The organism is Planktomarina temperata RCA23, assembly GCF_000738435.1.
Classification (GTDB): Bacteria; Pseudomonadota; Alphaproteobacteria; order Rhodobacterales; family Rhodobacteraceae; genus Planktomarina; species Planktomarina temperata.
Window position 1 is genome coordinate 2,822,805 of the sequence record NZ_CP003984.1, and the last position, 11,565, is coordinate 2,834,369.

13 protein-coding genes are annotated in these 11,565 nt (G+C 52.6%); 7 read left to right on the forward strand and 6 right to left on the reverse strand.

Annotated elements, in window-relative coordinates:
- Position 1: 1 nt before the first annotated feature.
- The 4 genes from tsaD to tsaE are packed head-to-tail and all read right to left on the reverse strand — an operon-like array spanning position 2 to position 2,739.
- On the reverse strand, positions 2–994 hold the full coding sequence (gene tsaD, locus RCA23_RS13625; RefSeq protein WP_044050772.1) for a tRNA (adenosine(37)-N6)-threonylcarbamoyltransferase complex transferase subunit TsaD: 993 nt from the start codon (positions 992–994) through the stop codon (positions 2–4).
- Positions 987–1,616, reverse strand: a complete 630-nt coding sequence (locus RCA23_RS13630) for an L-threonylcarbamoyladenylate synthase (RefSeq protein ID WP_052377199.1) — start codon at positions 1,614–1,616, stop codon at positions 987–989. The genes tsaD and RCA23_RS13630 overlap by 8 nt, the downstream gene beginning before the upstream one ends.
- A complete protein-coding gene (locus RCA23_RS13635) occupies positions 1,613–2,266 on the reverse strand; it encodes a hypothetical protein (RefSeq protein ID WP_081870982.1) in 654 nt (217 codons plus the stop codon). Before RCA23_RS13635 ends, RCA23_RS13630 begins: the two co-directional genes overlap by 4 nt.
- Positions 2,257–2,739 carry a tRNA (adenosine(37)-N6)-threonylcarbamoyltransferase complex ATPase subunit type 1 TsaE gene (tsaE, locus tag RCA23_RS13640; RefSeq protein WP_052377200.1) on the reverse strand — a complete coding sequence of 161 codons (483 nt, stop codon included), beginning with the start codon at positions 2,737–2,739 and terminating at the stop codon, positions 2,257–2,259. Before tsaE ends, RCA23_RS13635 begins: the two co-directional genes overlap by 10 nt.
- 93 nt (positions 2,740–2,832) lie before the next feature.
- On the opposite strand from tsaE, the gene RCA23_RS16600 reads away from it, so the two are divergent.
- From RCA23_RS16600 to RCA23_RS13670, 7 genes are all read left to right on the forward strand, one after another.
- Positions 2,833–2,997 carry a hypothetical protein gene (locus RCA23_RS16600; protein ID WP_169701421.1) on the forward strand — a complete coding sequence of 55 codons (165 nt, stop codon included), beginning with the start codon at positions 2,833–2,835 and terminating at the stop codon, positions 2,995–2,997.
- Entirely contained in the window at positions 2,991–3,758 is a 768-nt protein-coding gene (locus RCA23_RS13645; RefSeq protein ID WP_044050774.1) for a hydroxypyruvate isomerase family protein, read from the forward strand. Before RCA23_RS16600 ends, RCA23_RS13645 begins: the two co-directional genes overlap by 7 nt.
- A gap of 260 nt (positions 3,759–4,018) precedes the next feature.
- Positions 4,019–5,269 (forward strand): tyrosine-type recombinase/integrase, encoded by a 1,251-nt coding sequence (locus RCA23_RS13650; RefSeq protein WP_044050775.1) that lies wholly within the window; start codon positions 4,019–4,021, stop codon positions 5,267–5,269.
- Complete coding sequence (locus RCA23_RS13655) at positions 5,262–5,909, forward strand: hypothetical protein (RefSeq protein ID WP_044050776.1); 648 nt, start codon at positions 5,262–5,264, stop codon at positions 5,907–5,909. Before RCA23_RS13650 ends, RCA23_RS13655 begins: the two co-directional genes overlap by 8 nt.
- A 79-nt stretch (positions 5,910–5,988) precedes the next feature.
- A complete protein-coding gene (locus tag RCA23_RS13660; protein WP_044050777.1) occupies positions 5,989–6,189 on the forward strand; it encodes a helix-turn-helix transcriptional regulator in 201 nt (66 codons plus the stop codon).
- Complete coding sequence (locus RCA23_RS13665) at positions 6,186–6,761, forward strand: hypothetical protein (protein ID WP_044050778.1); 576 nt, start codon at positions 6,186–6,188, stop codon at positions 6,759–6,761. Before RCA23_RS13660 ends, RCA23_RS13665 begins: the two co-directional genes overlap by 4 nt.
- Positions 6,761–8,509, forward strand: a complete 1,749-nt coding sequence (locus RCA23_RS13670) for a DNA polymerase (protein ID WP_044050779.1) — start codon at positions 6,761–6,763, stop codon at positions 8,507–8,509. The genes RCA23_RS13665 and RCA23_RS13670 overlap by 1 nt, the downstream gene beginning before the upstream one ends.
- A 584-nt stretch (positions 8,510–9,093) precedes the next feature.
- On the opposite strand, the gene RCA23_RS13680 is transcribed toward RCA23_RS13670, so the two are convergent.
- Entirely contained in the window at positions 9,094–9,453 is a 360-nt protein-coding gene (locus RCA23_RS13680) for an HGGxSTG domain-containing protein (protein WP_044050781.1), read from the reverse strand.
- 568 nt (positions 9,454–10,021) lie between these two features.
- The gene (locus RCA23_RS13685) at positions 10,022–11,110 is read right to left on the reverse strand and encodes a nuclear transport factor 2 family protein (RefSeq protein WP_052377201.1); all 1,089 of its coding nucleotides are present in this window, start codon (positions 11,108–11,110) and stop codon (positions 10,022–10,024) included.
- Positions 11,111–11,565: the final 455 nt, after the last annotated feature.

Here is an 11,565-nt window from a genome sequence, read left to right on the forward strand (position 1 = left end):
GTCAGGCGTCAACCAACCGTAGGTTGGGTTTCGGATCTAACTCTTGTGGCGCATTCTGGGCAATATAGTCCCATGTCGCAAGCGCGATCATTGCGGCATTATCTGTTGCCCATTTTTGCGGCGGCAGGCAAAGGGAGACACCCGTCTCCTCGCTGATCTGCTGCATATGCGCACGCAGCTGACGGCTTGCCGCCACACCGCCAACCACGGCCAGCGAGGCGGGCCGCTTTTGCGCGATGGCACGGCGCAGCTTGGCCCCCAATACGTCCAAGCAGGCATCCACAAAGGAGGCCGCGACGTCATCGATTACAAACTCTGGATGGGTTTCCACATAGCGCGCCACACTAGATTTGAGCCCAGAGAAGGAAAATTCATAGCCGGAATGAATCATTGGCCGTGGAAATTTTATCCGAGCGGTGCCAGAGGCGGCCATGCGGTCAATCGCCGGACCGCCGGGCATTCCCAGCCCAAGTGTGCGAGCCACCTTGTCGTAGCATTCCCCAACTGAGTCATCGCGCGTGGTGCCTAAAAGCTCATAGGAGTGTTGGTCTTGAAGATAGGCCAAAAGCGTGTGCCCACCCGACACCAGCATGACAAGCGCTGGATAGGTGAGGCGTTTTTCTTCTAGATCCACACTGCGGATATGTCCCCGCAGATGGTTAATTCCATAGCAGGGCAGATCCCAAGCCATGCTCAAAGCCTGGGCCGTCGACAAGCCCACCAAAAGCGATCCCATGAGCCCCGGTCCGCGCGTAACCCCAATGGCACGAAGTTCCAGGCGGCCTGCGCCGGCCTGTGCCATGACAGTTTCAATGGTGGGCAAAATGGCTTCGAGATGTGCGCGGCTGGCCAATTCGGGATAAACACCGCCAAATTCCGAATGGACCTCATATTGCGAAACGGTTTCAATCGCCGCAATCTGACCATTTTGATCAACCAAAGCCACAGAGGTATCATCGCAAGAGGTTTCAATTCCCAGCACCAAATCACCCATGGCGCACCTCCAAATATTCAGCCAATTGCGCCTGCGATATCGCGCCCAAACGCTCAATCACAGCGGGAGACTGGGTGCAATTGATCAAGGTTGAGGCCACGTCCGCGCCTGCCGGCCCTTCCACAACCAAATCCGGCGCATCCGTCAATTGCGCGAGAACCGCAGAAGCATTCGCCGGTGTCGGATGGCCAGCACGGTTGGCACTTGTCACCAACAGCGGGCCAACCTGGCGCAAAAGTGCCAGCAAGAGCGGCGCATCAGGAATGCGAAAGGCGATCTCACGGCGACCGGCCAGCCAATCTGGGCAAGTTTGAGGATCAATCTCTGCGGCAATCGTCAGAGCGCCCGGCACAAACGGACTGGCCAGAGCCTGCTCGATGGTTGGTGTGAGAAGCACGCCAAGATCGACAAGCTGCTCTGACGTGGCCACCATGATCGGAAGAGCCTTGGCCCGAGGCCTATCTTTTAATGCATAGAGGCGATCCACACCGGCCTGCATATTTGGCAAAGTGGCAAGCCCTAAAACCGTATCCGTTGGTAAAAGCACCACTCCACCGGCCCGCAAAGCCGCGACGATGCGCGGCAGGTTCGCCAAATCATTGGACAAAGCGCCCCCGGTCATTGCGCGGTCACACTTAAATTTTCAGAGATTGGAAACACGCGTGTGCTGCGCGGGGATGTTTGATATTTTTCCAATCCTAAGGCTAGAAAACACTCCATAGACGCAGAGTTTCCCTGTGACACCGGCCAGATCTCATCGGGCGCATTTTCGACATTGGGGAAGGCAAATTTCCCGGCGAAATCCGCAATGTCGCGATGCGCGCGCACAAACTCTTTCACCGCCTCAACATCCGTAAACTGAAACTGTGACAGCACGCCGGCTTCGACTTTTCCGATGTAGTAATTTGGGCGCGCAGCAGGACGAATACAGACCACCGGCCGCTCCCCGCCCGCTGATACATGGCGGCCAATCAGCTCAAAAGCATGCAGACCGATCACGGGGATCGACGCGGCGAAGCCCAAAGCATTGGCAAAGGCCACAGTGGTGCGGGTCGCGCCCAGCCCACCGGGCCCAGTATCGACAAATACACAGCCCACGTCGGACATCGCCTTGCCAGTTTGATCCAATCCCGCTTGCACATGGGCCTGCACATTGCGCAAGCCCACCAAAGCGGCATCCCGCGAGCTGTCGAAGATCAGCCGGTCGCCCTCTCCCAAACCAACAGCCATTTGACCGGCAGAATTTTGCAACAAAAGCGATATCATAGCCATTCACGCGAACACCTTTGTTGAAACTGCGTCAAAAGACGATGGGCCCGCTGCCCCATAGCTGCAATCTCCAAAACCCGCGCGCCGTCCTGCTCAGGAACTGCCGAGAAGGTGATGCGCAGATATGCGTCAAAAGCCTCCTCAATCCGGCCGCCCCATTCTATGATTGAAATGGCGGTTTCAATCTCCTCTTCAAGCCCCAGATTGTAAAATTCCTGCGCGCCAGACAGGCGGTAGGCATCCACATGCAACACATCACATCGCTTTGTCTGATAGATATTGGCGATCGTATAGGTGGGGCTGGATATATCGTCTTGAGTTCCAAGCGCTTGGACAAGATGGCGCGTGAAATAGGTCTTGCCCGCCGCCAAGCCGCCCTGCAACAGCACCACATCGCCCGGGCCGAGCAACTCCGCCAGGGATACCGCGATTTCAGCGGTCATCGCCTCAGTTTTGGCGGTAAGGCGCCAAGGCATTGGCACAGCGCTTTCAAGGTCACAAACAGGGGCCACGGGGTCTACTCACCACTCAGAGGAAGATCGCGCCCCTTTTACGGAGTGTCGAAGGCAATGAAAAGCCGCTACATGACCGGCGCGGCGCAAAACCCAGCTGGTGGCCAGATAGCTTGCGCCACCTTCGCCGCCGCCCTAATCTGCGCCCTATGGCGCCCGCCGCCCGCCTTCACATCAGAGCCAAGCGGATCTGACCCCAGCTTTGGAGCTCCAGCATGGTGACATTCTCAGCCAACCTTGGCTTTCTTTGGGCCGATCTGCCTTTGCCCGCCGCCATTCGCGCCGCCAAGGCCGCAGGGTTTGAGGCTGTGGAATGCCATTGGCCTTACGCCACGCCAAAGGCAGAGATCAGGGCCGCCTTGAAGGAGACAGGGTTTGAAATGTTGGGGCTCAACACGCCTAAATCTGCAGGCGGCATCGGCCAATTCGGTCTCAGCGCCCTCCCCGGACACGAAGCCCTCGCACGCGCCGTCATTGACCAATCTTTGAGTTTTGCCGACGACATTGGGGCGCGCAGCCTGCATGTGATGGCCGGTATAGCCTCGGGAGCTGCCGCGCAGGCAAGCTTTTGCGCGGCGCTCACCCATGCATGCCATCAGGCCCAGCAAAGTGGACTCACGATTTTGATCGAGCCGCTCAATCGCTACGATGCGCCGGGGTATTTCCTCAATAGCTTAGCGCAGGCCGAAGAGATTATTACATCAGTCAATCAACCCAACCTCAAATTGATGTTTGATTGCTATCATGTCGAGCGCAGCGAGGGCGATGTCATCACCCAATTGCAGGCGCGACTTCCCCTCATCGGTCACATTCAATTTGCCTCACTCCCCAACCGCAAAAGTCCCGATCAAGGCACATTGGACTATACACAGGTTTTCGCCGCCATAGAGGCGCTCGGCTGGACCCGCCCCCTAGGCGCCGAATACCACCCCGATGGGGTCACTGAGAACAGTTTGGATTGGATGCACACTCTCAGGCCTTAATCACCCGAACAAACGCAAAAAGCCACCCAGAGGGCGGCCATTTGCAATACTATCGAAACACTTGGTTGCGGGAGTAGGATTTGAACCTACGACCTTCAGGTTATGAGTGAGGTGGTATTTATACCTTATGAGATCTAATACAGCTTCATTTATCCAAATTTTATCATTGTTTAATGAACCATTTCGAATTGTGATTGTCTGATGCAACTTGATGAGATACCCTCATGTAACACTCACAACGTAGCAATAACGCGGCAATAATGCTCACAGACAAACAGATACGAGACGCAAAGCCCAAAGACACAGTTTATCGCTTGCGAGACACGCAATCTGTCGTCTGCGGCTTCGGCCTGACGATCGCCCCATCAGGCGCGAAGAGTTTCTTCCTGTCGTATACAAGCCCAGAAGACGGCCGGCGTAAGCAGATTAGTTTGGGGAAGTACCCAGCCACCAAACTCGCTGACGCTCGAAGGTTGGCATTGGAATACCGCGGGCGCATCGATAACGGCACCGACCTCGCGAGAGAAAAACAGCAGGCGATCGCGCACAATATGGAGCAAAGATCTCTGGGCACATTAGGTGACTTGCTTGAACTGTATATTGCCGATCTTGAAGAAGACGGGAAGCGCACAGCTAAAGAAGTTAATCGTATCAAAGGAAAGGATATCCCCCAATTTCTACTATCGCGCCCTGCTCATCTCATATCCCGAGATGACGTATTAGATATCCTAGCCGCTATCGCGCAAAGAGGGGCAAAGGTTCACTCAGATAACGTTCGCGCCTATTTAAGGGCCGCATTTGAGCTTGGTATTCACGCGCAATCGATGACCAGGTGGCGCGGGAAAGCCCCCAGATTCAGGATCGAACACAACCCTGTTGCTACAATTAAACGGACGCTTAGCCGAAAGCCAAAAGGACAGCGCGCACTATCAGAGGCCGAGGTCCGAGAGCTGTGGTGCACAAATCTACTAACGCCACAGATGCATCTTGCACTGAAGTTCATACTGGCAAGCGGCCAACGGGTGGAAGAGGTCCTCCATGCAACTTGGGACGAGTTTGATTTAGGAAAGAAATTGTGGACGATCCCGGGAGAACGTCGAAAGACGCGCGGCAAAACTAGCGAACCGCATCTCGTTCCTTTGGCTGAGCTGCACATACAAATACTCGATGACATCGGCAGAACGACACGCGATCCACGCTTCTTATTTCCGGCACGAGGGACCGGCGGGCCCCGGCGATATGACAGCCTCACCAAATCTGTAACGATATTTGTGAAAAATAGTGGAATGCAGTCCTTCTCTGCCCGCGATCTTCGTCGAACTTTCAAAACCCTTGCTGGTTCAATGAGCATTCCCCTGGAGATGCGCAACAGGCTGCAAGGACACGCCTTAGTGGATGTCGGCAGCGTTTATTACGACAGGTATGATTATCTGGACCAGAAACGAGAAGCTATGGAGCAGTGGGTTTTGGACCTAGGCAAGATCATTACTACAGCAACCAAAAATGAGTGAGGTGTTAAACAAAATCAATGAAGCAGGGGCCCTTTGTATCAAGCTCACGCATGCCATTCGTCAAGATGAGGGACCAAAGCCATCTCAATCACAAATCTCTAACGAAATGATCTCAACGGGACTGGAACGCATCCGCTGCCTGATCCAGGACATCGACATTGCTTCACTCAATTTTTCAGAAAACGAACATCAGGAAGAACTGATGAAGTTTTCAGCGATCCAAAGTTTTCTGAAAGTTTTTGAAGAACGGGAGAACGAAATTTATTCTAAGGCGAACCTGGAGATTTTTGGGCTTCAAGTAGACGTACTACACGGAGGTCCTTCTGCCACAATCTTGGGCGGGCGGAAGGCTGGCAAGAAACTGGGCGTTCAACAACAATACCTGAGAGCCGCAGCTGTACTGCTTTGGAAGTTTCACAAAGCCAACAAGGACGAAGAGCTCCTTAACAAACTGATCGCTGATGCTAGAACTGTTATTGGGATTGGGAGCAAAAAGAAGCTAGCCAAAATGATTGATAACCATGATCAAAATCACGACTTCGATTTGGTGAAAAGTAAATCCCACTTGAGCGTTCATATTCCCGGCATAGAAAATTTAATCAAAAACTACGGATATCGCCGACTTACCGATTTTACGTGATTTCCTGAACGCCCCCCATCCCATTCAGGAAGTGACCTGATGCAGTCTCCTCTTAGTCGAACTGAGAAGGAGATATTCGATGAAACCGCAATTTGTACAATCTGATCTGATGCTAGCAGATGAGGTCGATGCCCGCATTCCATACAGCCGCGCGCATTTATACCGCCTGGAAGACCAGGGCGAATTCCCAAAGCGCAGACGCATTGGACCCAATCGTGTTGCGTGGATCCGTACTGAAGTCGAGCAATGGCTCGCAAAGCGTATGGAGGAACTGTCATGAGTAAGGACCCAGCAAGCAAAACGCGCTTTGATGCGTCAAAGTTCAAAATGAAGAGCATGGATGCCAACGATCCTGTCGCACAAAAGGTTATAATCAGGCTACCGATTAAGAAGCCGCACAAGGAAGAATTTGTCAGGTGCCTTTCCAGTGACGAATATCAGATCTCATGCGGCATATATCAGCCAAAGGATGAGGAGCGCATCTATTTGGTCGCGCCTGACATTGCTCATCTTTTTGGTACAAGCGTAAAACACGTGTCCCTGTGCTTAGGAATGAACAGACAAGGGAAGGTTTTTCTTTGGCCAGTTCCTCTACCGCCCGAAGAAGGTAAAGAAAATCAGTATCACCAAACGCACCGCGAGATAGCCGAGGTCGCGGTGCATAGCTGGGTGAAGATGCAAGCCGATACCAGTGGCGGTTTCTACGACTATCACGTCGCAGTGGGCAAGCTATCAGAACCAGTGTGGCCCACGACACCATTTGAAGACCTATTAGAGATAGCTTTTGGAAGCTCTGGGGTCATTGAAGATCGCGATCACCCCACTCTGCGCCAATTAGAAGGGCGGGACTGATGTACACAAACAGTGCCAACCTACCCTTTCGAAAGATCCTTTCGATCGATTTTGAATACTGTGGTGCAGATGGCGAGGTACCAAAAATCGTTTGTATGGTTATCCAAGATCTCCGATCAGGCGTAGTGAGCAGATATTGGCGTGATGATCTGGGCAAAATGAACACTCCCCCGTTTGAAACGGGGGAGGATGTTGCCATCGTTAGCTACTTTGCGCCCGCAGAGGTGCAGAGCATGGTTGCCCTATCTTGGACTATCAACGTGTCGGTCATTGACCTGTTCGCAGAATTCCGATGCCAAACGAACGGTGATCCTAACGTTGGCAGAAAATCACTGGTCAGTGCTCTACAGTTCTATGGGCTGAAGCAATTTGTCCCTGAAGAAAAAGACAGCATGCGCGATCTGATTCTGTCTGGAGGTCCGTGGTCCGAGGCTCAACGCTCTGCAATCTTGGATTACTGTCAGCAGGACGTCATTGCACTTGGTCCTTTGTTAGATGCGATGCTGAAACGTGCACCTTGGTCCGAGCTACAGTTTAATCAGGCCATACTGCGCGGGCGATACATGAAAGCAGTTGGGGCCATGCAACACCGCGGCATTCCAATAGATTTAGACATGTTCGACAAGCTGAACGCTAACTGGGAGGACATAAAGCTAAACCTCATCGAAAATGTAGACGCTCAGTATGGTGTCTACGTCGATGGCCGTTTTAAGGAGGCTTTGTTTCAGTCCTATCTCGCGCATGGGACGATTCCTTGGCCTCGGCTGGATAGTGGTCGCCTCGCGCTTGATCGCAACACCTTCAGTAACATGAGTAAGCGTTATCCTATCGTGCAGCCATTACATGAACTGCGGAAAACATTAGGTGAATTCAAGCTGAATAACCTCGCAGTTGGGCGAGATGGACGAAACCGAACGCTCCTATCGCCCCTCGCCGCAAAGACGGGTCGCAACCAACCGAGCACCACTAAATTCATATTTGGTCCTGCAAAATGGATACGTGGCTTAATCAAGCCCACTGAGGGGGCGGCTTTGGCCTATTGTGATTGGTCTTCGCAAGAAATTGCGATCGCCGCTGCGCTCTCAGACGACGACCTCCTTTGGGCGGCTTATCAGAGTGGCGATCCTTATATTGCATTTGCAATCCAGGCGGGTCTAGCGCCGCCAGGGGCAACGAAAGATACCCACAAAGGCATCCGTAACCGCTGTAAGTCGGTGGTTCTGGGCACCAACTATGGCATGAGCGCCTATGGTGTGGCTCAGGCCGCTAAGATCCACGAACTGGAAGCGAAGTCGCTGCTCCAAAAGCACCGCGAGACCTATCGTAAGTTTTGGGCCTGGGCCGAAAACAACAAAGATCGTGGATTGCTCGGCTTCAAATTGGAAACCTGCTTCGGCTGGCCCATCCAAGTGACCGCAGGTGATGTAAAGGCCAATACTTTCTTGAACTGGCCAATGCAGGCGCATGGCGCAGAGATGATGCGTATTGCCTCTATCCTTGCGGTAGAGCGCGATATCAAACTCTGCGCTCCGATACATGACGCTCTTCTGATTGAGGCACCCAGTGATCAAATAGATTCAGAGGTCGTAAGACTGAAAGAATGTATGTCAGAAGCCAGTGAGGCAGTCTTGGGCGCGGGTAAAATTTGCAGGGTTGATGCAGATATCGTCCGCCATCCAGATCGCTACATGGACGAACATGGCCAACAAATGTGGGACCAAATCATGGGTCTCATGGATAGAACTTAAGGATAACCAACGCGGTTTCCGCGGGACACCTACGCGCGTTCAGCGGCACCGTATCTATATCCTTATTATTCTCCTTTAATATAAATATGGGGTAGTAATATGAGCCATATGAGAGCCGCTCAGAGAGCCAAACGGGATGCACTGTTCCTAAAAGGACCTGTTAAATTTGGGTGCATAAGACAGAACATTCCCGATCCAACATCAAGGCTGATCTTGGTAGCCTGGGCATTTATGAGAATGTCTACGCCCGAAGTTTCAAAAGTCACATTAACAGCCCAGGTGTGGGATTGTGCAGGGATCGAGAGCCCAGATCAGCGGTCTAGGGTCTTGAAAAAGATTGATCAGCATTGTCCGGGCTACTGGGTTGAGCGGCGCGAGGGTCGAACGGCCGTGTTACACAAAGGCAAAGACCCCAATGAAATTGGGCCCGAATGAATTTGTTGGACAAACAATCAAGGCCCATGGACCAAGGACCAAGGACCACGGGCCTTGATCTGGGGTGCCCCCCTTCTGCGTTCTGGCTGTCTGCTATCACGCTTTGCTGCAGTAACCCCGGCCTAAGGATCGTGAACCTTGGACCTCGGCTATAGTTTCCAATCTTTGCGCCAGTTTCGATCTAGGATACCCTGTTCAACTAAACTTTTTTCAATTTGCTTGATCTCTGAACGGACTGCGCGCCCGACCTCAGCGCGTTTTTTGGCAGCCTGGCGCTTTTCTTTTGTAAATCGCCCGTGAGTAGTGTGGAGTGCCGCGATTTTATCCTTGCCGGCTTGGGTGCGAGGTCCTGTAGATTTGCCGCCGTGCCTCGTACATCTGCCCGTCAGCTTCACTGCTGGACGCTGACATGCGCCACCAGCTTTGGTTCGTGCACCACAGCGGACTCCAGGCCAATCAGGGCCAAAACGCGTCTTTAACCCAATTTTAACGTTATCTTTTGTTAACATTCGAAACACCCCTATATGAGTGTTATAAAATAACATAAATCACGATGCAGCACGAGGGCGCACACTTAGTTGAAATAACGCCACCAAAGGTTGCGCAGATCCTTGCTCAGGTTAGCCAGGCTCACGGGTCCGCTACTCAACCCGCTTAACTTCGCGCGTTAATTGTCGATAACCTTGGACCTCTGAAAATGACAGTCTGGGCCATAAATCCATGATTTGGGTTTGGGATTAATTTTGCTCAGCGGCATCTGCTTGTGAGGATTAATAAGAGCCCAAATTGAACGCAGTGACTAGCAATGTGTAGCTTGATCCAGGGACAGCCCCTAAGCAAAATCTTCCAACCTCAACTATGAGCATGCAATGCCAACAATAAGTTCAAGGAGCGTGGTCCAGTTCCCTCACCTCTTGGCGCAATATCTCTACTTTAGGCATTGGACTAAAGCAGTCATTAATTCAAATCGCCGCGAAGGGCTGCTTAGAGCCCATAGTGACGATGTCATCAATCGTATCAAATGACCGCTTCTGACGACATGGCCTCTATTCATCTGGCGCAATCGGCTCTCAGCGATCAGAGAACCAGCTTCACATCCGCGGCATCAAAGACGTCATAGTCAAGTTGTCGCAACATATCAATTAGATCGACAAAGACCCAGTTCTCAACCAATAAATCGCCCTCGCGTCGCCACCAGTCAGCCACGCGCGCGGTAAACATCTGACCCTCGGCTTTGACGCCCAGCCAGTCCTTTGCAAGATGGCCTCCGTGGGATGGCCAACCTCCGGAAGCAACATAGTTGCCGTCACCAAATCGGGTGAAGTGGCCTTTGACGGCGAGATCCAGATCCGATCCGACGGGGCAGGTCATCATGGCTTCGCCTTTGCGGCGCGGATCAAAAACACTCTCATATGGCATCTGGAAACGAGCAAAACCTTCGAGACCGATGTAACTTCCATAGCCTGCTGGCCCGTACCACATCATGTTTTGGTGCCAGTAGGGCCGCCATGCTTCATCTTCTGTATAAAGCTGTTTGAGCATATCGAAGACCATGTTGACACTTTTTTCGCTCTCTGAAGCATCCTGCAGGTCCATGATAAGACCATCCCCAGTAATCGGACCCGGGATGAAAAATTCTTCGCCAACGCTGGCAACGGTGAGTGGCCAGCGGCCGATCTGACGTAGAAGATCTATCAAATCGACGAATATGTAGCTTTCGATAGCACGGCCATCTTCCATCCGGTGGAACTCGCCATAGCGGAGAAAGATAACCTGGCCTGTGGCTGGTATCCCCATCCAATCCTTTTGGAAGCTGCCAACATAGTGGCCGTGCCCAGTCACCCAGTCGCCGCCTTTGGCGTGGCCTGCGAAAAGAAGGTCCGTGCGGCGATAAAGATCGGGCATCGCGGTGAGGAGCGGTTGAAAGAACGTGTCGATCATCCCCGCAGAACCGCTGAGGAGATCAAAGGGTGCTGAAATGTTGATCTGTGCATCTGCGCTGAAAAACGTCTTAGAGGCATCTCCGGCGAGATTGGCTGCGTCCAGACGCAGTTTGTCGCAATAGGATTTATATTGGAGTTTATTCGCTTGATGAATGGAAGAAGCGCCACTTTGACGCCGGGCGTCCGCCGGTGCGTACACAGGTGCATTATCGTGGAATATCATGACGTAGTCCTTTTGAGATGATTTGAATTGTTAGGCTGCGTGATCAATCGGGATGCACGGACCCGCACGCATTCTAGCAAAAGGTATTCTACCTGGTCGCTTTGAACGAGCGGCCATCAGATTCATCGATGCGTTAAAGCATTTCGCATGAACAGACTGAGCATTAGAATTATCCATTCAGAAATGATAGACCAGCGATGCGCTTTTGCAAGTGAAAGTGCTCCTGCGGGATTTCCTAAAGCAGCTGTCTCGGCTTGGGAAGCTAATGACGGCTTCGTCCGCACACCGACGTTTGACCCGATAAAATGCTGCGCAATGGATGAAAGTCCACTTCGACGGGCCGCAGCGCAGCATGTTGACTAGGTGATGGAGGTCGGCTTTGGGCCGGGCACGTCGGTCGGAATGGCCTTTGGTGCGAAGATTATGCCGCAGCGCGGAAGGCCGCTGTGAGCCCA

What these genes read in the sequence shown, in the direction of transcription:
- tsaE (WP_052377200.1), bottom strand. Translation starts at nt 2,739, where the DNA reads ATGCCTTGGCGCCTTACCGCCAAAACTGAGGCGATGACCGCTGAAATC.
- RCA23_RS13630 (WP_052377199.1), bottom strand. Translation starts at nt 1,616, where the DNA reads ATGACCGGGGGCGCTTTGTCCAATGATTTGGCGAACCTGCCGCGCATC.
- RCA23_RS13645 (WP_044050774.1), top strand. Translation starts at nt 2,991, where the DNA reads ATGGTGACATTCTCAGCCAACCTTGGCTTTCTTTGGGCCGATCTGCCT.
- RCA23_RS13665 (WP_044050778.1), top strand. Translation starts at nt 6,186, where the DNA reads ATGAGTAAGGACCCAGCAAGCAAAACGCGCTTTGATGCGTCAAAGTTC.
- RCA23_RS13685 (WP_052377201.1), bottom strand. Translation starts at nt 11,110, where the DNA reads ATGATATTCCACGATAATGCACCTGTGTACGCACCGGCGGACGCCCGG.
- RCA23_RS13655 (WP_044050776.1), top strand. Translation starts at nt 5,262, where the DNA reads ATGAGTGAGGTGTTAAACAAAATCAATGAAGCAGGGGCCCTTTGTATC.
- RCA23_RS13680 (WP_044050781.1), bottom strand. Translation starts at nt 9,453, where the DNA reads ATGTTAACAAAAGATAACGTTAAAATTGGGTTAAAGACGCGTTTTGGC.
- RCA23_RS13660 (WP_044050777.1), top strand. Translation starts at nt 5,989, where the DNA reads ATGAAACCGCAATTTGTACAATCTGATCTGATGCTAGCAGATGAGGTC.
- RCA23_RS13650 (WP_044050775.1), top strand. Translation starts at nt 4,019, where the DNA reads ATGCTCACAGACAAACAGATACGAGACGCAAAGCCCAAAGACACAGTT.
- tsaD (WP_044050772.1), bottom strand. Translation starts at nt 994, where the DNA reads ATGGGTGATTTGGTGCTGGGAATTGAAACCTCTTGCGATGATACCTCT.
- RCA23_RS13670 (WP_044050779.1), top strand. Translation starts at nt 6,761, where the DNA reads ATGTACACAAACAGTGCCAACCTACCCTTTCGAAAGATCCTTTCGATC.
- RCA23_RS13635 (WP_081870982.1), bottom strand. Translation starts at nt 2,266, where the DNA reads ATGGCTATGATATCGCTTTTGTTGCAAAATTCTGCCGGTCAAATGGCT.
- RCA23_RS16600 (WP_169701421.1), top strand. Translation starts at nt 2,833, where the DNA reads ATGAAAAGCCGCTACATGACCGGCGCGGCGCAAAACCCAGCTGGTGGC.